The 19,239-nt window shown below is 43.3% G+C and carries 22 protein-coding genes and 1 pseudogene; 11 read left to right on the plus strand and 12 right to left on the minus strand.

The features are described from left to right. Positions 1-18: 18 nt before the first annotated feature. Entirely contained in the window at positions 19-1,002 is a 984-nt protein-coding gene (locus tag NEJAP_RS10790) for a glycosyl transferase family protein (RefSeq protein WP_236590894.1), read from the minus strand. 117 nt (positions 1,003-1,119) lie between these two features. Between NEJAP_RS10790 and rlmD the strand changes: the two genes are divergently transcribed. Next, positions 1,120-2,514 (plus strand): 23S rRNA (uracil(1939)-C(5))-methyltransferase RlmD, encoded by a 1,395-nt coding sequence (rlmD, locus tag NEJAP_RS10795; protein ID WP_201347257.1) that lies wholly within the window; start codon positions 1,120-1,122, stop codon positions 2,512-2,514. Further along, positions 2,511-3,134, plus strand: a complete 624-nt coding sequence (locus NEJAP_RS10800) for an RluA family pseudouridine synthase (RefSeq protein WP_201347258.1) — start codon at positions 2,511-2,513, stop codon at positions 3,132-3,134. The genes rlmD and NEJAP_RS10800 overlap by 4 nt, the downstream gene beginning before the upstream one ends. Before the next feature lie 17 nt (positions 3,135-3,151). On the opposite strand, the gene NEJAP_RS10805 is transcribed toward NEJAP_RS10800, so the two are convergent. The 3 genes from NEJAP_RS10805 to dapA all read right to left on the minus strand — a co-directional run bounded on the left by NEJAP_RS10805 (position 3,152) and on the right by dapA (position 6,462). Continuing rightward, positions 3,152-4,099, minus strand: coding sequence for a 2-hydroxyacid dehydrogenase (locus NEJAP_RS10805; protein WP_201347259.1), 948 nt, complete (start codon positions 4,097-4,099; stop codon positions 3,152-3,154). A gap of 91 nt (positions 4,100-4,190) precedes the next feature. Continuing rightward, positions 4,191-5,573 carry an outer membrane protein assembly factor BamC gene (gene bamC, locus NEJAP_RS10810; protein WP_201347260.1) on the minus strand — a complete coding sequence of 461 codons (1,383 nt, stop codon included), beginning with the start codon at positions 5,571-5,573 and terminating at the stop codon, positions 4,191-4,193. A 10-nt stretch (positions 5,574-5,583) separates the two neighbouring features. Further along, positions 5,584-6,462: a 4-hydroxy-tetrahydrodipicolinate synthase gene (gene dapA, locus NEJAP_RS10815; protein ID WP_201350578.1), complete on the minus strand. Its 879-nt coding sequence runs from the start codon at positions 6,460-6,462 to the stop codon at positions 5,584-5,586. Between the two features lie 154 nt (positions 6,463-6,616). Here dapA and NEJAP_RS10820 point away from each other — a divergent pair, with 154 nt between their 5' ends. After that, positions 6,617-7,084: a peroxiredoxin gene (locus NEJAP_RS10820; RefSeq protein WP_201347261.1), complete on the plus strand. Its 468-nt coding sequence runs from the start codon at positions 6,617-6,619 to the stop codon at positions 7,082-7,084. 68 nt (positions 7,085-7,152) lie between these two features. Here the strand turns inward: NEJAP_RS10820 and NEJAP_RS10825 are convergent. Then, positions 7,153-8,231, minus strand: a pseudogene (locus tag NEJAP_RS10825) (AI-2E family transporter). Positions 8,232-8,257: 26 nt separating this feature from the next. After that, entirely contained in the window at positions 8,258-8,578 is a 321-nt protein-coding gene (locus tag NEJAP_RS10830; protein WP_329610900.1) for a sulfurtransferase TusA family protein, read from the minus strand. Between the two features lie 37 nt (positions 8,579-8,615). Between NEJAP_RS10830 and NEJAP_RS10835 the strand changes: the two genes are divergently transcribed. The 3 genes from NEJAP_RS10835 (at position 8,616) to NEJAP_RS10845 (ending at position 11,156) form a co-directional block, all read left to right on the plus strand. Next, positions 8,616-10,049, plus strand: a complete 1,434-nt coding sequence (locus tag NEJAP_RS10835) for a M48 family metalloprotease (protein WP_201347262.1) — start codon at positions 8,616-8,618, stop codon at positions 10,047-10,049. Positions 10,050-10,159: 110 nt separating this feature from the next. After that, a complete protein-coding gene (locus NEJAP_RS10840; RefSeq protein WP_201347263.1) occupies positions 10,160-10,576 on the plus strand; it encodes a hemerythrin family protein in 417 nt (138 codons plus the stop codon). Between the two features lie 160 nt (positions 10,577-10,736). Next, positions 10,737-11,156 (plus strand): bacteriohemerythrin, encoded by a 420-nt coding sequence (locus tag NEJAP_RS10845; protein ID WP_201347264.1) that lies wholly within the window; start codon positions 10,737-10,739, stop codon positions 11,154-11,156. A 25-nt stretch (positions 11,157-11,181) separates the two neighbouring features. On the opposite strand, the gene NEJAP_RS10850 is transcribed toward NEJAP_RS10845, so the two are convergent. Next, positions 11,182-11,724: a TetR/AcrR family transcriptional regulator gene (locus tag NEJAP_RS10850; RefSeq protein ID WP_201347265.1), complete on the minus strand. Its 543-nt coding sequence runs from the start codon at positions 11,722-11,724 to the stop codon at positions 11,182-11,184. An 83-nt stretch (positions 11,725-11,807) separates the two neighbouring features. Between NEJAP_RS10850 and trpB the strand changes: the two genes are divergently transcribed. Both trpB and trpA read left to right on the plus strand, forming a co-directional pair. Next, positions 11,808-13,037, plus strand: coding sequence for a tryptophan synthase subunit beta (trpB, locus tag NEJAP_RS10855; protein ID WP_201347266.1), 1,230 nt, complete (start codon positions 11,808-11,810; stop codon positions 13,035-13,037). Beyond that, positions 13,034-13,816, plus strand: a complete 783-nt coding sequence (trpA, locus tag NEJAP_RS10860) for a tryptophan synthase subunit alpha (protein ID WP_201347267.1) — start codon at positions 13,034-13,036, stop codon at positions 13,814-13,816. The genes trpB and trpA overlap by 4 nt, the downstream gene beginning before the upstream one ends. An 84-nt stretch (positions 13,817-13,900) precedes the next feature. Here the strand turns inward: trpA and NEJAP_RS10865 are convergent, their stop codons facing one another. Then, positions 13,901-14,563, minus strand: coding sequence for a hypothetical protein (locus tag NEJAP_RS10865; protein ID WP_201347268.1), 663 nt, complete (start codon positions 14,561-14,563; stop codon positions 13,901-13,903). Between the two features lie 97 nt (positions 14,564-14,660). On the opposite strand from NEJAP_RS10865, the gene NEJAP_RS10870 reads away from it, so the two are divergent. From NEJAP_RS10870 to NEJAP_RS10880, 3 genes are all read left to right on the plus strand, one after another. After that, positions 14,661-15,137 carry an acyl-CoA thioesterase gene (locus tag NEJAP_RS10870; protein WP_201347269.1) on the plus strand — a complete coding sequence of 159 codons (477 nt, stop codon included), beginning with the start codon at positions 14,661-14,663 and terminating at the stop codon, positions 15,135-15,137. 162 nt (positions 15,138-15,299) lie between these two features. Beyond that, the gene (locus NEJAP_RS10875) at positions 15,300-15,656 is read left to right on the plus strand and encodes a MerR family transcriptional regulator (RefSeq protein ID WP_201347270.1); all 357 of its coding nucleotides are present in this window, start codon (positions 15,300-15,302) and stop codon (positions 15,654-15,656) included. Between the two features lie 59 nt (positions 15,657-15,715). Beyond that, entirely contained in the window at positions 15,716-16,099 is a 384-nt protein-coding gene (locus tag NEJAP_RS10880; RefSeq protein ID WP_201347271.1) for a carboxymuconolactone decarboxylase family protein, read from the plus strand. A gap of 85 nt (positions 16,100-16,184) precedes the next feature. Here NEJAP_RS10880 and NEJAP_RS10885 read toward each other — a convergent pair whose 3' ends face one another. The 4 genes from NEJAP_RS10885 to NEJAP_RS10900 are packed head-to-tail and all read right to left on the minus strand — an operon-like array spanning position 16,185 to position 18,848. After that, positions 16,185-16,727: a DoxX family protein gene (locus NEJAP_RS10885; RefSeq protein ID WP_236590895.1), complete on the minus strand. Its 543-nt coding sequence runs from the start codon at positions 16,725-16,727 to the stop codon at positions 16,185-16,187. Between the two features lie 15 nt (positions 16,728-16,742). Beyond that, positions 16,743-17,588 carry a DNA-binding domain-containing protein gene (locus NEJAP_RS10890; protein WP_201347273.1) on the minus strand — a complete coding sequence of 282 codons (846 nt, stop codon included), beginning with the start codon at positions 17,586-17,588 and terminating at the stop codon, positions 16,743-16,745. 23 nt (positions 17,589-17,611) lie between these two features. Beyond that, entirely contained in the window at positions 17,612-18,526 is a 915-nt protein-coding gene (locus NEJAP_RS10895; RefSeq protein ID WP_201347274.1) for a DUF692 domain-containing protein, read from the minus strand. Then, positions 18,501-18,848, minus strand: a complete 348-nt coding sequence (locus NEJAP_RS10900) for a DUF2282 domain-containing protein (protein ID WP_201347275.1) — start codon at positions 18,846-18,848, stop codon at positions 18,501-18,503. Before NEJAP_RS10900 ends, NEJAP_RS10895 begins: the two co-directional genes overlap by 26 nt. Positions 18,849-19,239 lie beyond the last annotated feature (391 nt).

Genomic DNA, 19,239 nt, shown 5'->3' on the forward strand with positions numbered 1-19,239 from the left:
CACTCAATTTCGGAATGATTAAAAACGTGAGCGGTCGCGTCGCTCCCACAACCCTTGAGCCAACACCAATGCATCAGCCTGTTGGCTTGCCTTATTCAGCAGTATTAAGAGGGAAGCTAGCGTTGTGATCACCGCGCCCTCTCCGTATTCATGTCTGCTTTCCCCACGCCAAAAAGCTAACAATAAAGCAGGATCCAACACTTCGTCTTTTACCAGACGTTTTTGATAAATCCTAGGCCACTGCTCATCTGACAGCTCTCCTTGCCTAACCCAGCGGATTTCACAGTCAGAATCAGGCTTTAGCTCCGCTTCCCCTCCATCACCACGAATAGTTAAACCCTGCTGCACGCCTAACAACAAGCTTGTTTCCTGATGCATAGGCGCATAAGCCGGATGAAATACACCATCTACAGTACAAAACGCACCTAAAGGATTAATCAATCGACATAATGTATGCACAGGAGAGCGCAGCCCTAGAATTGGACGCAGCTGAATGATATCACCTAAACGCGGCACCATTTCATTGATCGACATATAAGCAAACTGGTGCTTATTCAAATCAGAAGACACTTGATTCCAATCCTTGGCAGTGCTCAACCCAAAAAGCACTAGCATCTCTTCTACATATATCCGCCCTTGTGTATGCCCTTTAGCGCCATGCATAAAGACACGAGTATTATTCTCAGACAACACTAAAGCCGCCAGTAAATACCAAGGAAGCTGGCGTTTTTTGCCTGCATAAGTAGACCAATCAAGATCAACATCAAGCACCTCTGGAGCATGAGCATGCAAACGAGCTGCCTGAACAAAGCCTGCCAGCTCCTGAGGAGATTCCTCTTTAACACGCAACAACATTAAAAAAGCACCTAATTGTTCGGGCCGTACATCACCCGCCAATATCATACTCATTGCATCAAAAGCTTCCTGCTGCGTTAACGAACGGGAACCCTTTTTGCCTTTACCTAAAATGCGCACATAAGATGCGAACGGATGCTCAGCCACGATCACTGCTCCAAAAAATATTCAGGCGCCCACTATACAATATAAAGAAGTAAGAATGAGCCTGATGAGTTGATCCTCACTATGATAAAATGCGGCCAGTTTATTCTGGAAAGAAATATGAAAAGACAATCAATTCGTTTTGGCCGCCCTAACGCCAAAAGCAAACCGTTATCAGGCGAAGCTCTTTTGCTTCATATTGAATCACTCAGTCAAGAAGGCCGAGGGGTAGCTCGACACCAAGGCAAGACCATTTTTGTTGATGACGCCTTAAGTACTGAAGATGTTGAGGCAATCATCACCACTCAACATAAACGCTACGATGAAGCTAAACTCATCAAAATAGTTAAACCATCGACAGAGCGTACTGAACCGTTCTGTACACACTATGGCGAATGTGGCGGCTGCCAACTACAGCACTTAAAACACGATGCCCAGATCATTAGCAAGCAAGCCAATGTACTCAATCAGCTATCGCGCTTTGGAGAACAGACACCTCTCCTGATCGAAGAGCCTATTCGTTCAGCACCATGGAATTATCGTCGCTCAGCACGACTGGGACTTAATGTACGCTATAAAAGCGATGAAGCCATTGTTGGTTTTAGACGCAAGCAGAGTAACAAACTGCTACAAATATCCTCTTGTCCCGTTTTAGATCATCGCGGCGAATCCATTTTCACCGATCTCAAAATTGCACTTGATCAAATACCCAATAGCAAATCCTATACTCATGCTGAGCTGCTATTCGGTGATAATTCGCAATCGTTACTATTGCGATGCAAAGGCACGCCCAAACAAGCGGACAAAGAATCACTGATTGATTTTGCAAAGAGCAAACAGTTTAACCTTTATCTGAAAACAGACACTGAAACGCTAACACTGCTTGAGCTAGCCCCCAACCGCTACTCTCTTCTTGATGAGAACATTCAATTAGAGTTTCACCCCGGTGATTTTTTGCAGGTCAATGCTGATGTCAACCAACAGATGATTCGACAAGCCATTAACTGGCTTGAGCTCACAAAGGACGATGTCGTATTAGATCTTTTCTGCGGGCTAGGAAACTTTACGCTACCTATAGCTCAACACGTTAAAGCAATTATAGGCATTGAAGGCTCTAATGAAATGGTCATGCGTGCCACCAGTAACGCTGAACTAAATAAGATAGATAACGCGCAGTTTTTCCGTGCTGATTTATCCGCTGACAACAAACATCAGCAATGGCTTAAATCATCACCCAATAAGATCGTTCTTGACCCTCCTAGAACGGGTGCTTATGAAGTTATTAATCAATTACCAACACAAGCCACAGAGATACTCTATGTCTCTTGCGATCCATCAGCACTGGCGAGAGACAGCAAGTTATTATTAGAAAAAGGCTATCAATTAACACGCTTTAATGTGATGGATATGTTCCCACATACCAACCATGTAGAATCGATGGCGCTCTTCAGAAAAACGACATTGAGTAAAACAAAGGAAAAAGCCAAGAAAAGCAAAAGGGTATTCAAACGATGATTCCCGTTCTTTTTTCAGATGATCACCTCGTAATCATCAACAAGCCCCATGACCTTTTATCAGTACCTGGAAAAGGCCCCGACAAACAAGACTGCCTAGGGCGAAGAGTACAAGCAGAAGGCCACCCTACGGCTCGTATCGTGCATAGATTAGATTACGCCACATCCGGCTTAATGATGCTTGCCCTCACAGCAGAGTCCCTTGTTGAGCTAAGCCGCCTGTTTCAAACCCGGCAAGTATCGAAACGATACCACGCAATAATTAGCGGAACACCCACAGAAGATAACGGTATAATTGCAGAGCCATTACGTTGCGACTGGGAACGTCGTCCACTGCAAATGGTCGATCATGAAAAAGGAAAAAGTGCTTTAACTCGCTGGGAGGTTATTGAAAGAATGGAGAATAGTACACGTGTTCTCCTCTATCCAGAAACAGGACGCTCTCACCAGCTACGCGTACATATGCAGTGGCTGGGCCACCCCATTGCAGGTGACCGCTTTTATGCCGAGGGAGAGGCATTAGCACTTTCTGAGCGTTTATTACTGCACGCTGAAGAGCTATCTTTTATACATCCTTTTACGCAAGAGCCATTATCATTTACTGCTAAGGCTCCATTTTAAGCCTCATACAAGAGGCTTTATACCACTTTTCTCTCAGTCCCTTCACAACCAAAAGCAGCAATATTTTCAACAGTCTGGTCGATAATACGCTGTCGTGCCTCCTTACTACCCCAGGCGCTGTGGGGAGTTACTATCAGGTTAGGGATATTTGCAGATAGTAAAACATTCCCTTCTTTTGGCGGCTCGACTGTTAACACATCTGTAGCCGCACCCGCTAGCTCTCCACTTCGAAGCGCGTTAGCAAGCGCGGTTTCATTAACAACACCTCCGCGAGCAACATTGACTAGTACGGCTTCGTTTTTCATCAATGCTAAAGCCTCTGCATCAATAAGGTTATGTGTCTCATCAGTCAACGGACAGTGTATAGCCAAGACATCAACGATAGGCAACAACTCCTTAAGCTGAACCCGACCTACCCGGTCATCATCCAGTGAACGACTTGCCACCAGCACTTGCATACCAAAAGCTTCGGCTATTTTGGCGACACCTTGCCCTAAATGGCCATAACCAATAATACCTATTTTACGACCACTCAATTCACGTATAGGGTAATCCAAAAAACAAAACTGTGAAGCCTTCTGCCACTCTCCAGCGCGCACTGCACGATCATAGCTTAGCAAGTTAGTATGCAAAGCTAAAATCAATGAAAAGGTGTGCTGAACAACTGAAGGAATGCCATAAGCCTGACAATTATAAACGGCAACATTATTCTGCTTTGCTGCTTCTAGATCTACATTATTAGTGCCTGTTGCAACCACGCAAATCAGTGCTAGCTGTGGCGCACTTTCTATTATCACTTTGTTAAGCTGCACTTTATTAACGATAATGACATCAGCATCACATACTCTTTCAGCAGCCTCTTCAGGCACTGTACTTTTATACGTCACTAACGTCTCGAATACAGCCTCAAGACGAGCAAGATCCAGATCATCTAAGCTTTCAATATCAAGAAATACGGCTTTCATTTTACTCTCCAAAAACGCTAGACATAATAAAGGGGCACAAGGCCCCTTTATTATTCATATAATATACGACTTAACTCATGTTAAAGCGACACTAACTTACCGGCACATTATCTTTAATTAGCCAAAGGATCTCTTCAGCAATAATCGCAGGAGCAGCCAAGCCCTGATCATTACGCACCGTGACATAAACACCAGAGCGAGTACGATTCATCTTCAATTGGTATTTACCAACATGTTCGTAAGCATTAGTTTCTGCGTTAAATGCACCTTTCGTGTCATCACTACCAAATACATAAACAACTCGACCACCAATCCATATTTTATAACCTTTTTGGTTAGCTAGGTTATTAGGATCTGCTAATGCTTGAACTTCGCCTTCTTCCAAAACAGGTACATCTTTTGCCGCTTTAGCGCTATAAACTACATCTTTAGTTTCTTCCACACCCAGCGCAGAAGTTATCACGCTAGTATCTAGCTTAATTTCTTCACGGTCAGAAAATATCCATTCGAAAAAGCCCATATCTTTCTTACTTTCAACAGGCGTCGATGTTGTATATGTCATATAGAGCATACCAATACTTTGATTACGCGTGCCTATATCCATACTTGCGTTATCAACGGCTGCATTCAGCATATTCCAAGACAAATCAATTGGCGCATCAATTTTAAGTACCGGATTACCACGAGAATCGCGACCCAATAACGGACGAGATGCCTGCTTTTGTTGAAGCGCCAGCAGTGAACGCTCTTCCGGTTTAACTGTTGCCTTACTCATGTAACGCAACATTTCAAACATCATATCGGACTTATAACCAACATCTTGCGATGATGTTTCCCAGTCAATATCAGCGATTTGCTGTTTTTCAGGAAACTGAACATGCTTCATTTCAATCGAAGTACGCTCATAATTCTGTGGATCTGGACGTAAGCTAACCTGCAGCTTGTTACGAGATCCACCTGGGATATCTTGAAGCGTTAAATGCTTAACCCAACGATCCATAAAACTGAGCTCTGGGCCATTGATTAAAATCCAATCACTTTCAATCACACCTTGGCGAGCATCAGCACTGGCTATCTGAACACCGTTATACTTCATAAAATCCAGTGTTTTTTCCCAAACAGCGGCAATAGGCTCATCAACAACGATAATTTTTTGATCACCTACTTTTTTGAAGTTTACCGCATCACTACCTGTGTCAGCATAAAAGAACTCTGGACGCGGTACTTCAAACCCTGCCGTTCTCACTGAAGCCGTTTGACCAACGGTAGGAATCACAAACTGATCCTGAGTACGCTTCACTTGTATGTGAGTAGGTATCTCTAACTCTTTACTAACGGTTGCCTTCTCATACTCTTGGTTACGGTCTTTAAAGACACCATTTTCGCCATAAATTGGATTCTTACCAATAATGCTACAACCGCTGGTAGATACCAGCCCAACCAAAACTGCATATGAAAGCAACCGTGTATTCATCAGATATTCCTTACTTTGTAACGTTGCTATCAACGAGCGCTTGACGCACTACAGGATGAAACTCATCAGACAACACAGTCAGCGGTAGACGAATACCAAGGTCCATCAATCCCATCTCATACATGGCCCATTTAACGGGGATAGGGTTCGCTTCAACAAACAGCTGTGTGTGTAATGGCATCATACGCTGCTGCAATGCGCGAGCGTCTTCTGCTTTGCCTTCCAAACCAAGATGGCACATCTCAGCCATTTCAGCTGGAGCGACGTTCGCCGTCACAGAAATATTACCCTGCCCACCAGCGATGATCATCTCAATAGCTGTAGCATCGTCACCAGAATAAATAGCAAAGCCTTCTGGTGCTTTCTCAATAAGAAGGCGGGCACGCTCAATATCACCTGTCGCTTCTTTAATCCCTATAATATTAGAGATCTCAGCTAAGCGAAGAACTGTTGACGGCAACATATCACACGCCGTACGCCCCGGAACATTGTATAAGATCTGATCAATATCAACCGCTTCAGCAATCGCTTTGTAATGCTGATACAAGCCTTCTTGAGTCGGCTTATTGTAATAAGGCGTTACTAACAAACAAGCATCAGCACCTGCACCTTTGGCTTCACGTGTTAACTGAATAGCTTCAGCCGTTGAGTTTGCACCCGTACCTGCAATAACAGGAATGCGGCCATTAACGCGTTTAACAACACGTTTGATTACCGCACAGTGCTCTTCACAATTAAGTGTTGCAGATTCACCTGTTGTGCCAACTGCCACAATAGAATCTGTGCCGTTTTCCAAATGAAAATCCACAACCTTATCAAGACCAACCCAATCGATCTCTCCGCTGTCTTTCATTGGAGTCACTAGCGCCACAATGCTGCCGGTAATCATTTCACTCTCCGTTAACTTAGGTTTGGTATGTTGCATTTTTGTACACACATCCAAAACCTGATCTGATATCGTATAAGGCTCGATATTCTATACGAAATAAAGTACATAAGCGTAGTAGCCACGCCGCTTTTTTGTAAATACAGGTGAAAGAATAATGCCAAACATAGTTGTAGGACAATCAGTACCGGATTTCACAGCATCTGCGACAAGCAAAACTACCGTTTCTTTGTCTACATTACAGGGCAAAAATTTGGTGATTTATTTTTACCCTAAAGACAATACACCGGGTTGTACCACAGAAGGACAGAATTTCAGAGACTTTTATAATGAATTTCAAGATGCCAATACAGAAATCATAGGCGTCAGCCGCGACAGCATGCGCACTCATGAAAACTACAAGGCGAAACACAGCTTCCCTTTTGAACTAATCAGCGACCCTGAAGAAGCTTTGTGTAACCATTTTGATGTGATTAAGTTAAAAAAGCTGTATGGCAAAGAGTATATGGGAATTGAGCGCAGTACTTTTCTGATTGACGCAAAAGGAGTGCTGCATCAAGAGTGGCGCAAAGTAAAAGTAAAAGGACATGTCGACGAGGTTCTGGCGGTGGTAAAAAGCCTCTAGCTTTTACGCTTTTGATGTAATGCTCTAGTTATAAGGAGCATTACATCAAACTAAACAAGCTTAAATTGTTAAGCAGCGGCCTCTTCATGCGGCTCATCATCCAACGGACCTGGCCAAGCATTCAAAATAGCCTTTACTAACGTCGCTAGCGGAATCGCGAAAAACACACCCCAAAACCCCCACAGCGTACCAAATATCAAGACAGCAACAATAATCGATATAGGATGTAAATTTACGGCTTCTGAAAACAGTAGAGGAACTAATACATTGCCATCCAGCGCCTGAATGATTCCATAAGCAATCATTAGGTACATAAACTCACCACCCCAACCCCACTGGAAGAACGCGATCAAAGCCACAGGCAATGTTACCAAAGCAGCGCCAATATAAGGTATCAACACTGACAGCCCAACAATAATTCCTAATAGAGCCGCATAGTTAATACCCAGTGTTAGAAAAGTCACGTAGGTAACACTACCGACAATCAAAATCTCTATAACTTTACCGCGGATATAATTCGCAATTTGATCGTCCATTTCTTGCCAAACAGTTGTCATCATCTGGCGTTTTTTGGGCAAGAATGTAATCCACCAGCTCACCAACGAACGTCCGTCTTTGAGAAAGAAGAAAACTAAAATAGGCACTAAAACGAGGTAAACCAAGAGCGTCATCACCCCGGCTAAAGAGTTCAATGAGAAGGTGAACACCCATTGACCGGCATTAGATAACTCACTTGAAGCTAACTGCATAATATCTCGAACCTGCGACTCCGATACCCACTGAGGATACTCCTGCGGTAGTACCAACAATAATGCTTGTACCTCCTGTACCATTCCAGGAAGCTCCTGAAATAAATTTGATAACTGTTTCCAGGCCAAGGGAAATACAATTAAAGATAAAGCCAGTAAAAACTTAAAAAAGCAGTAAAAACAATCGCAACAGAAAGCAAGTGTGGCAGCTTCTTTTTAACGAGAGTATCCACTCCGCCCTGCATCAAAAACGCAATAATCAGCCCAGCAAACACAGGCGCTAACGGCTTACCTAAGGTGAGTATAATCAGTAAAAATGAACCCAGTAGCAGAAACAGAAACAGTGCCTCTTCATCAGAAAAGTACCGCTCTACCCATTTCGAGATAATTGCTCTCATAGTCGATCTATCCAGTCAAAATTAAGTTAGCCACGTCGAATCAAATAGGTATATTCGGATTCACCAATGAACGAGTTTAGCAATTCATGGTCTGATTGGTCGGTGAAGGCTTTAAAATCCCTGACCGACCCAACATCCGTAGCAATCACTTTAAGCACTTGCCCAACAGCAAGCTTATTTAATGCCTGTTTTGCTTTCAATAATGGCAAAGGACAATTTAATTCTCTAACGTCTAACGTTTGATCGATATCACTATCTTGCATATAAGGCCTATATTTCAATACATTACGACTAATTACTACCTTTAAGCAGGCATCGCTTATAGCAACGGGGTAAGATAATGACATGCTTCACACGCCCATGAAAGAGAACAGGAAGGACTGAATGCGCTTTATTAACACTTTTTTATGCGCGATTACTCTCTTAATCGCCCCACAGGCACAAGCAAATAACAATCTGCCTCTTATTGAAGATGCGACTTCCGGCATCATATCTCTCAATAATGAGCATAAAATTGGCCAAGCGTGGGCGAGAGTTTTACGCGGCAGCGCGCCCCTTCTTGACGACCCAATTACCTATTCTTATTTATACGACCTTTTATGGCAACTGACCGCACACAGCCAGTTACAAGATAGGCGCTTAGAGCTTATTGTTTTAGATAACCCAACACTTAATGCTTTTGCCGTTCCCGGCGGCGTTGTCGGTATCCATGGTGGGTTATTACTCTCTGCCGAAAAAGAGGACGAGCTATCTTCAGTTATTGCACATGAGCTGGCCCACTTAAGCCAACGACACTTTGCAGCACAGCTTGAAGAAACCCGCCGTAACCGCCCTTTCACCCTAGCCACCATGTTAGCCAGCATCCTTATTGCTGCTGCAGATACACAAGCAGGCGTAGCCGCCATCACTAGTTCAATAGCAGCGCAACAATCATCAAGGCTCGCTTTTAGTCGTCAGAATGAGAAAGAGGCTGACCGTATAGGTATGCAAAACCTAGCGGCGGCTGGTATTGACCCTCATGCAATGCCACGTATGTTTTCACGAATGCAACAAGCCCAACGTTTTCAGGGAGCACGCCCCCCCGAGTTCCTATTAACACATCCAGTAACAGAATCACGTATTGCTGACTCTTTAAACCGAGCCTCACAACTTCCTACAAGCCCAGCAGCAAAGCTATCACTTGATTTTGATATTGTTCGCACGCGACTCAGCGTTCATTTTGCAACGAATCCACAAAAAGCACTAAATCATTATCAAACGTCCGCGCAATCGTCGCAAACACCGCTAGCCCATTATGGATTAGCTGTGGCCGCTATTCGAATGAACCAGTTTAAGCAAGCGAAAGCCGCATTAGATAAGCTCCCTACCTCATGGAAGCAGCATTTATTTGTAAAATTAACCAATGCAGAACTACAACTCGCAGCCCAAGCATGGGTAACGGCCAGTAAACAACTGGAGGAGCTCGCTAGTCTTTTCCCAGGACACTATGCTGTTGATCAACTGCTAGCAAAAGCATATATGGGAGCAGCGCGCCCCAAAAAAGCTGTCACTGTTTTAAATAAACTAAAGAAAGATTATCCCACCGATATTAATGCCTGGTATTTATTATCCGAAGCCTTAGGACAAGCAGGCAACACCACCGCTGTACACCAAGCTAGAGTGGAATATTTTTTACTTACAGGGCAAATAGACAGAGCACTAAAACAAATTGTTTTTGCACGAAGAGAACCCCACCTCACATCATCTGATAAGGCGCGACTTCTACAATTAGAAATTGATACAAAGCAAGTCCGAGAAAACATGAAAATGGACTTTTAACTAAGCAGCCCACGTATCTTTGAGGCTAGACTAAAGAAACATACTGCTTACAGAGTTATTCAAGTAGCCTCAAGTGCAATAACAATAACAATAAGATAGTGGTGCCAAACATGAGTTATTTAACAAAACACGGTATCCCACACGTTGCTCTAGACTTCATCAATGATGATCATGAAGAAGCAGCTCGCCTCGTTTCAGAAATCAACCAAACTATTGCCAAAATACAAATAGACAGCAACCATAAAAATTTGATTCTGCCTTTACTGGAAACACTGCTTGCTCACAAAAGTGCGCACTTTGAAAAAGAAGAGTCTTCCATGAAAGAAGCTCAATTCCCTGCCATTTCACATCATAAGCAAGAACACGGCCGTCTACTTAACGAGTTGAAAGCTCTAATTGATCATTGGAACCATTATCAAGATATCCATTCACTAAAAACTTACATGAATGAAATATTTCCTTTATGGCTTAAAAAACACACGATTACGATGGATCATGCTACGGCAATTTTCATCACATCACGCTGATATCAATATTGTAATTCATCAGTACTAATGAAAGAGCTGCACCACTACAAGCGTTAATTATTTTCGTTTGATTAATATCAATCCCACCCAGCACTATGCATGGTAATTTCTTCGCATCTTCACACTCATTGATAAAGTCATTATTAAAAAGGAAAGCCCGATGCCGCTATTGGATTTATCCGCCGTTCCTCATGTCGCACTCAGCTTCATGAATGATGATCACGCGACAGCCACGGAGTTAGCTAACCAACTACATGCCGAGATAGCCTTAGCTCAAGATACTAATAATACAGCTAAGATTACAGAACTACTGACAGAACTTTATCAACATAATGTTGAACACTTTGCGCGCGAAGAGCTGCAGATGGTTGACGCCGCATTTCCACCCTATGACTGCCACAAAGGCGAGCATGAGCGTGTGCTTGCACAGATGCAAGACGTGCTAAGCACATGGCAAAAAGAACATGATTTATCACAACTAAGCCATTACTTAAGCGATGTTATGATTCCGTGGTTCATACAACATATCAATACAATGGACACCGTTACTGCGATGTTCATCAGCCGACAACAACGTTGATCAATAACGAGACAAGTAGCTATCACTAAATCACCCGGGATAACGCGGTTTCAATGACGTCCTGCGAAACCGCTTGCCCGCCTGATAGAGCAGGAATCAAGAGCGACTCTCTACAGATAGCAATAACAACGAGAGTACTATCACCCTCTTCTTTCTGCCTAAGTAATAATGCCTGGCAATCATCCTGCAGCACTTGATCAAAACGCGTACATAACTGATAAGTCACTTCATCAAGCTTATGCCGTTCTCCGTAACACATCCGATATACCGCAAGATACTCAGGCACGGTGGCTAGTTGGCGAAAAATCGCTATCAAGCGTCCAATCACTGACAAGCTATCATCACCAATAATGGCTTGTCGTTGTGACTGTACTTCTGATGATAGCTCCTCGAGTAATGCCTGCAATAGTGCCTGTTTCGTCGGGAAATTATTGTATACCGTGGGTTTTGAAACACTGGCAGTTTGCACAACCAAATCAATTGATGTGCCTTGATATCCAGACTCTGCGAACAGCTGTCGTGCTGCATCCAAAATCACTTGTTTTTTAGAAGGACGTCCGCGCGCCATAAATACCCCATTGACGCCAGTAAGAATTTTTATTATCTTTACCGAACCGTTTAGTTAATAAATTAATACATATAGGCACGATCATGAATGATGAAGGACGCTTTGGTCAATACGGTGGGAGCTTTATCCCCGAAATACTCTATAGCAGCCAACAACAACTGCTAAAAGCTTATCGCGAAGCTATGGCTGACACCTCCTTCGTTCAACAGGTCAAATCTGAAATGCAGCACTTTTCAGGACGCCCTACCCCCTTAACCTATTGCGCCAACCTTACACAAAAGATAGGCGGTGCGCAGATATACCTAAAACGTGAAGACCTAAACCATAGCGGCGCCCATAAAATGAATAATGTCATAGGCCAAGGGCTACTCGCTAAGCGTATGGGGAAAACGCGCGTTATTGCCGAAACAGGTGCAGGCCAACACGGTGTTGCCAGCGCACTGGTTGCGGCTCGCCTTGGACTGGAGTGCGTTGTCTATATGGGAGCACACGACATTGAACGCCAATACCCTAATGTTTTCTGGATGAAACAACTTGGCGCGACGGTGGTACCGGTATCAACTGGTGCCGCCACACTTAAAGATGCGTTAGATGAAGCGCTACGCGACTGGTCTTCTAGTTATGAAGACACTCACTACCTAATTGGTACCAGCTGCGGCTGCGCACCTTACCCTGAAATGGTCGCTGGTTTTCAGTCCGTTATCGGTGAGGAAGTTAAAGAGCAATCCATACAGCAGTTTGGAAAGCACCCTGATCGCATCTATGCCTGTGTTGGCGGCGGTAGTAATGCGTGTGGTATTTTCTTGCCCTTCGTCGATACACAAACAGAACTTGTTGGTGTTGAAGCAGGCGGACGCAGCAACGATCCTGGCGAGCACGCAATGCGTTTTAATACAGACCAAGCACGTTTTGGTATTGCTCAAGGCTTTGCAACACGCTTTCTACAAGATGACGAAGGCCAGTTACAACCCACGCACTCTATATCCGCGGGGCTTGATTACGTTGGCGTGTCTCCGATACTGGCTGATTTAGAGGAGCAAGGAAAGGTTCGCATGACCAGTGCTAATGATATAGAAGTCATTGAAGCCTTTAAGCTACTCACACGTAACGAAGGGATCATCCCTGCGCTAGAGTCCTCTCATGCCGTAGCGGGGGGCTTGAAAGAAGCAGCTACCATGTCGCCTGACGAACACCTAGTCATCAACATTTCAGGGCGCGGTGATAAAGATATATTCAACATAGCTAAAGCATTGAATGACGAACCGTTCACTGAATTCTTACATAGCTACTTAAAAGAGGGAGCTGCACAATGAATAAACTAACCTCATTCATACAAGAGCAAAGGCAAAACAAGCCCCTCTTGATGATGACCCATGTTGTTTACGGCTACCCGAGCATTGAAAAAAGTCTCGAGATCATGCAACTAATGCTTGAAAGCGGCGTTGAGGTTCTCGAGGTACAATTCCCCTTCTCTGACCCTGTAGCAGACGGCCCGACCATCACTACGGCATGCCATCATGCATTGGAGCATCAACCTAAATTATCTCAGTGCCTTAAAGATATAAAACAACTCGCGCAACGTTACCCACAAAGTCGCGTGCTGTTAATGAGCTATTTAAACCCACTGTTACAACCTGGTTTTGAGTCGCTAGCACAGCAAATGGGAGATGATGTTATTGGTATCATCATACCGGACTTACCTATTGATCATCACGCCATGCTTGCTCCCCTGCCCGAGAAAGGAATCTCTCCGGTATGGCTATTGACTCCTGACATGCAGCAAGAGCGGATTAAAACCGTTCTAAAGCACGCTCAAGGCATGCTTTACTGTGTAAGCCGTTCAGGTGTGACTGGGCAGCAAGCACCTATCCACGACGACACAAAAGCGCAAGATATCCAGAGCTATCTAAGCACAATTAAAAAGTATACTTCGTTACCATTAGCGGTCGGTTTTGGTATTAATACTGCTAGCGATATCAGTTCGCTCAAAGGTTATGCCGATGTAGCGATTGTAGGATCTGCTTTACTCAATACATTTAACAAAGGAGGTTTAGACGCAGTGGCTGAAAAACTGCAAGAGCTACAGCCCTGATTACGAATCTGCTAGTAAAAGCAAAGGCTGCTTTAAAGCAGTCTTATTTTCATGAATAAAGAATGCGTAGGGCACTATCATCTCTTAGAGAAACTCTCGCAATATCGGGTTTGACTGATATAAAGGCGCTATCAGTTCTGATTTCTCGTTAATCACAGCCATCTCATTAACACGAATTAATTTTTCATGGACACGTACTTTTCCGTTACTTGGCAAGGACCACTTTTGCCCCGCCACATTAACAATATCTTTTCGTAAAGCTTCAGATATCAAAAGCGTAAAACCGTCATAAGCTACCCCTTTAGACACCTTGCTATTGATGTATTTGTAATCTGGATTAATAAGCTGGTAACCACAACCAAAATAAGGCACTAAAAAGTTTTTGGTGACTAAAGCGGGACTCTTATAATAGCTCCAATATTTTTTAGGCACTGCAAGATAAACCGCATTACTCCAATAAGGCTCTGATTTAACATTGGACAAATGCTCAACATAAAAGCTCTTGCTAGCAAAGAAAACACCTTTGTAACTCGCGTTTTGAGGCCCTATATCAACTTTACCTACCTTATGTTTTTCCCATGACTTTTTTACTACTTTTAGAAATGGATTGTTCAAATAAACAGGAAACATAACGTGATCAATTACAAGCTCTTCGGACTCCTCTTCAGCAGTATGAACAACAGGAGATAGCAGCAAGAAAACACAGCTGCTGATAACGATACACACAGACTGTAAACGAGTACTCATAAATAACCTCTCTTAGGAGTCAGTGGAGCATTTCTCACACACTCCTTTAGTCTATATAATAAAAGCACTTTCTATAAAGCATAATTTTGAGGTTTTCATGGCAGGCCAAGACAGAGAAATAACGCTAAGATTTTTATCCGAGCCAGCTGACGTTAACTTCGGCGGAAAAGTTCACGGCGGTGCCGTGATGAAATGGATTGACCTTGCAGCTTACGCATGTGCTGCCGGGTGGAGTGGCAAGTATTGCATTACTGCGTATGCTGGGGGTATTCGTTTCGTTAAGCCAATCCATGTAGGTAACATTGTTGAAGTTGCTGCAAAAGTAATTTATACCGGCCGCTCATCAATGCATATTGGGATTGATGTACGTGCAGGTGACCCGAAAGATACCGAGCGACACCTAACCACTCACTGTATTGTTATTATGGTTGCCGTTGATGACCAAGGTAAACCAACCGATATCCCTGAATGGATTCCAATGACTGAACATGATATTCGTCTAAGAGATTCTGCATTACGACTCATGGATATGAGAAAACGAATCGGCGATGAAATGGAAGCCCACGTAAAATAAAAGTAATGCATAGTCGTTGATACCTGATCCGATATTTTGATAGGTCATCAGGTATCAGCGCTCTCTATAACAACGCCCTTCCTATATCACTGCATAACAAAAACTAACTAGACGTGATTTTCACATTCATTACATAATGTGGCCAAGATAAGGATATCCTCGATGAATATGAAAGATTTTTCTGCACGTACAACCCTATCAGCGCATACACTAAGATATTATGAGAAAATTGGTCTTCTCCGCGATATTCACCGCAGCTCAAACGGCCACCGCTTTTTTACAATAAAGGACCTAGAGTGGGTTGCATTTATTATCAGACTCAAAGAAACAGGAATGCCACTAGAAAGCATTTTAGAATACTCAAAACTAAGAGCATTGGGTGAGAGCACTAACCAACAGCGCCAAGCATTACTTGAACAACATCGTGATAAATTAAAATCTAGAATCGAAAACGAGATTCAGCATCTAGCTGCACTCGATTCGAAAATTGAATACTACACTATCAATAAAACCTCTTGACCTAGAGTAAACTCTAACTTGTAACCTTGCCTCGATTACCTACGCAAAGGAGCAAGGAAATGAACAAATCAAGATATGCTGTTGGTTTAAACAAGTTAGCAGAGATTGATGGTCAAGCAGGGCATAAAGTGATCGAGAGCCTGCAAAATGTTTGCCCAGACTTAGCGCGCTACACTATTGAATATCCTTTCGGTGACATCTATTCAAGACCAGGCTTAGATTTAAAATCAAGGGAAATAGCTACTGTTGCAGCACTCACAGCTATGGGTAATTGCAGACCTCAATTAATAGTTCATATCAACGCAGCGCTGAATGTTGGCTGCTCTCCCGAAGAAATAAAAGAAACCGTTCTACAAATGTCTGTATACGCAGGCTTTCCCGCAGCGCTTAATGGCATGTTTGCTGTAAGAGAAGTGCTGGAAGAACGCGACTTACTCTCTTAATAAGCTCTTTATAAAGCAACTTAAAGCAAACCACAAAAGAGCACCGAGTCAACGACACGCCCGGTGCTCTTATCAGATTAAAACATCACTTAGCTAGTGCTGGCTTTGCATCTAAGCCAAGTAATCTATCGATAGACAGAGTCCCTGGACCGCGTGCAACAATTACCAATAGCGACACTGCCCACCATGATGCTGGATTAATCCAATGATCCCATGTTGGGAATACAGCCAATTGAATAAACATCGTCATACCAATAAGGCCTAGTGCAGCAAAACGAGAAAACAGTCCAATGATGAGCAATACTGGCAACACAACTTCGGCGATACCCGCAAATACTGCAAGCAGTTCAATCATTTTCACAACAAACGAGCCTTCAACATACTCGAGTGTTTCTGGGTTACAAAGCTGCAATGCCCCTGGCCTTACTGGGTCTGGGCAGAAGAACTCGTACATGAATAAGTCATACTTATCGACATTAAACTTTAAAAAACCATCCCACTTACCTAGCCCAGAATCAAGAAAGACCTTGGCCACCATAAAGCGGAGAAAAAATAACGCCAGCGGCTCTAAAAACCGTGATAATTGCTGGCCTATTTGCACATAAAGCTCACGTAACTTCCCCACCATACCCATATTAATTCCTTATTTATTATGATCGTGTGTAGTCATATCAATTTCTAAAATTTCATTTTGTATACAGGCCGAAAAAATATCACTCACGTAAAAGTCGGGATCCAACGCTAAAGCTGCATCAAAAGCCTCTTCCAACACACAACCCTCTCCTTGCAAAGCATGCATAACTGCCCACTCAGGAGCAGAGAGAGCGCGTACCTGTACGGAACCGTGTAGACGCCAAAACATCACGAGATCAGAAGATAAAGAACTATCTCTCAATGACGATTCACGGTGTATATTCTCATCTTGTGCGACTTCGCTTGAGTTAGTTTTTAATGCAATCCATTGCTCCAACGTGTCGGCACTTACTTGTAGAAGAATAACGCTAGCGTTCAATGTCGCTATTGATTGAGTAAAATCGCAGTCTTCGCTCATTAACCATGTGACTTTTTCTGCTGTCAAAGCCTGAGTAACATCAGCACTCATCAAGCTCATTAGCCAGGCATAATCCAAGTGTGCCAAATCAACCAACTTTGACGATAACTTTAACACCTCAGGTTGTTTTGCTAGCTCCGTTATAAAGTCATCTAAAAAATCAGGAAAGTTAAGCCCATAACCTACCAAAGTGCCTTTTTCTGGCGGGTAATGATCAACATAAATACGAGCAATATTCTTAAAGTTGTCACTTCCTACAAATTTTTCACACATAGGAAAGTTTGCAGTTAGCGCATCAACACACCCTTTGTAAAAACCATTGCGGTATACCGACATACGCTTTAAGTGCTCAGCATTAACGCAAAAATCATTCATCCCACTCACATCACCTGTTCGCAGGTAAATAGAAAATGCATCAATGTAAGAACTAACCCCCATCAACAACCTCCCGTAAAAAGATATTATGCGGCATTACTTCTTATCTGCTTTAAGTAGCCTTGTGCAATTTGGCACTCACTCATCAACTCAGCAAACGCTGGTATGTTGGCATCCCGTTCAACCAAAACAGGCTTATGGCCAAATAAAGACAAGGCATGCTCTAACAACGCCCACACCGGTAAGTCGACTGCTGATGCATGACTATCAATAAGTAATGCTTCTCCCAACTCCGGATCAGGATCATGTCCTGCTATATGAATCTCTCCGACAAGATCAGCAGGAATTTGTGATAAATATTCTACGGCATCAATACCTGTATTCTTACTACTGATATACAAGTTATTAATATCGATTAATAAACCACAACCACTACGATTCGCCGCATCAACAAGAAACTGCGGCTCATCCATCTCACTGGTAAAATCCAAATAGTTACTTGGGTTTTCAATTAAAATTCGCCGCTCGATACCCGTCTGATAACGATCAATTCCTTCAACTAATGACTGAAGTGCGTCATGCGTTCTAGGTAATGGCATAAGGTCTGCAAAATATGCTCCCCCAGAGCGAGACCAAACAGCATGCTCTGAGACAAGCGCCGGTTGAAACTCATCGATTAATACTTTTACCTGCTTAATATGCTCAGGCATAGATTGATGATCATAACCGAGTGACCCCCCCACTCCATGAAAACTAAGATCGTAATTCTCACGGATTGCTCTGAGGTAGTTGAGTCGAGGCCCACCCGCTACAAAATAGTTTTCTGTATGAACCTCAAACCAAAGATGGCTACCAGCACACGTTTTATCGGTAACGGGTAATGCCAAAATAGCATCTAGGTGCTCCGCCTTTAAACCAAGGCCAGCACCTAAGCGCCCCTCCGCAGTCAAAGACTGCGAAAGCAAGGGAGATTCATCAGCTTTCAAGCGAACCGGTTCCATGAGGCGTTACGATCGATTCGCACGTGCCCTTTGGAGCATAGGTCCAAGCATTTGCTTGAAAATCTTTAGTTGATGTACCTTCGCAGCTTGTACCAGCACCTGCCGCACAATCATTTTCACCTGCTAGAGCAATACCGAAACACTTATCTTTACGACCGCGGATTTTATCACCAGCCAACCAACCTTGAACTTTGGCCTGAACCTCAGCTGGTGCAGCTTCCGAAACTTTTAGTTGGCTGTTAGGGCCTGCAACGGCACCGGTGCTTAGAATGGCTGCTGATGCGCCAACGAGTAGGGCTGTAGTTAAGCTTGCTTTATTCATTGTTATTGCTCCACGTTAAATCGATCATTATTTTAGTTATTTTTACAACTAAGTTTCATCATTAAGAACTATTTCAAGCACGCTGCGCTTACAGTATTTATGTACAACTAAATCTAATGTTTTCCATAGGTTGGGCTATCTAGAGTTTAGACTACCAAAGCTTATTTGCCATAAGCTGCTACTTAACATCAATAGAGATAAAGTTACTTGCAAATACACTGCCTCATCGCTGCTTGATGTGACTTACTTTAAAGACTGAAACTGAAACGAAGCTGAAAACCCTAAAAATAAAAACTGCTAATGAGTCAATGTTCAGCGTGTTGCTTTTTTGCTATGCTCCGCTCTCCTGTTTAGCGGGTGGCGGCTGTCGCCCCCCAGCATTAAAATGAGT

The sequence above is a fragment of the Neptunomonas japonica JAMM 1380 genome, assembly GCF_016592555.1.
GTDB classification, from domain to species: Bacteria; Pseudomonadota; Gammaproteobacteria; order Pseudomonadales; family Balneatricaceae; genus Neptunomonas; species Neptunomonas japonica_A.

What these genes read in the sequence shown, in the direction of transcription:
- rlmD (WP_201347257.1), top strand. Translation starts at nt 1,120, where the DNA reads ATGAAAAGACAATCAATTCGTTTTGGCCGCCCTAACGCCAAAAGCAAA.
- NEJAP_RS10800 (WP_201347258.1), top strand. Translation starts at nt 2,511, where the DNA reads ATGATTCCCGTTCTTTTTTCAGATGATCACCTCGTAATCATCAACAAG.
- NEJAP_RS10805 (WP_201347259.1), bottom strand. Translation starts at nt 4,099, where the DNA reads ATGAAAGCCGTATTTCTTGATATTGAAAGCTTAGATGATCTGGATCTT.
- bamC (WP_201347260.1), bottom strand. Translation starts at nt 5,573, where the DNA reads ATGAATACACGGTTGCTTTCATATGCAGTTTTGGTTGGGCTGGTATCT.
- dapA (WP_201350578.1), bottom strand. Translation starts at nt 6,462, where the DNA reads ATGATTACCGGCAGCATTGTGGCGCTAGTGACTCCAATGAAAGACAGC.
- NEJAP_RS10820 (WP_201347261.1), top strand. Translation starts at nt 6,617, where the DNA reads ATGCCAAACATAGTTGTAGGACAATCAGTACCGGATTTCACAGCATCT.
- NEJAP_RS10830 (WP_329610900.1), bottom strand. Translation starts at nt 8,578, where the DNA reads ATGTCATTATCTTACCCCGTTGCTATAAGCGATGCCTGCTTAAAGGTA.
- NEJAP_RS10835 (WP_201347262.1), top strand. Translation starts at nt 8,616, where the DNA reads ATGCGCTTTATTAACACTTTTTTATGCGCGATTACTCTCTTAATCGCC.
- NEJAP_RS10840 (WP_201347263.1), top strand. Translation starts at nt 10,160, where the DNA reads ATGAGTTATTTAACAAAACACGGTATCCCACACGTTGCTCTAGACTTC.
- NEJAP_RS10845 (WP_201347264.1), top strand. Translation starts at nt 10,737, where the DNA reads ATGCCGCTATTGGATTTATCCGCCGTTCCTCATGTCGCACTCAGCTTC.
- NEJAP_RS10850 (WP_201347265.1), bottom strand. Translation starts at nt 11,724, where the DNA reads ATGGCGCGCGGACGTCCTTCTAAAAAACAAGTGATTTTGGATGCAGCA.
- trpB (WP_201347266.1), top strand. Translation starts at nt 11,808, where the DNA reads ATGAATGATGAAGGACGCTTTGGTCAATACGGTGGGAGCTTTATCCCC.
- trpA (WP_201347267.1), top strand. Translation starts at nt 13,034, where the DNA reads ATGAATAAACTAACCTCATTCATACAAGAGCAAAGGCAAAACAAGCCC.
- NEJAP_RS10865 (WP_201347268.1), bottom strand. Translation starts at nt 14,563, where the DNA reads ATGAGTACTCGTTTACAGTCTGTGTGTATCGTTATCAGCAGCTGTGTT.
- NEJAP_RS10870 (WP_201347269.1), top strand. Translation starts at nt 14,661, where the DNA reads ATGGCAGGCCAAGACAGAGAAATAACGCTAAGATTTTTATCCGAGCCA.
- NEJAP_RS10875 (WP_201347270.1), top strand. Translation starts at nt 15,300, where the DNA reads ATGAATATGAAAGATTTTTCTGCACGTACAACCCTATCAGCGCATACA.
- NEJAP_RS10880 (WP_201347271.1), top strand. Translation starts at nt 15,716, where the DNA reads ATGAACAAATCAAGATATGCTGTTGGTTTAAACAAGTTAGCAGAGATT.
- NEJAP_RS10885 (WP_236590895.1), bottom strand. Translation starts at nt 16,727, where the DNA reads ATGGTGGGGAAGTTACGTGAGCTTTATGTGCAAATAGGCCAGCAATTA.
- NEJAP_RS10890 (WP_201347273.1), bottom strand. Translation starts at nt 17,588, where the DNA reads ATGGGGGTTAGTTCTTACATTGATGCATTTTCTATTTACCTGCGAACA.
- NEJAP_RS10895 (WP_201347274.1), bottom strand. Translation starts at nt 18,526, where the DNA reads ATGGAACCGGTTCGCTTGAAAGCTGATGAATCTCCCTTGCTTTCGCAG.
- NEJAP_RS10900 (WP_201347275.1), bottom strand. Translation starts at nt 18,848, where the DNA reads ATGAATAAAGCAAGCTTAACTACAGCCCTACTCGTTGGCGCATCAGCA.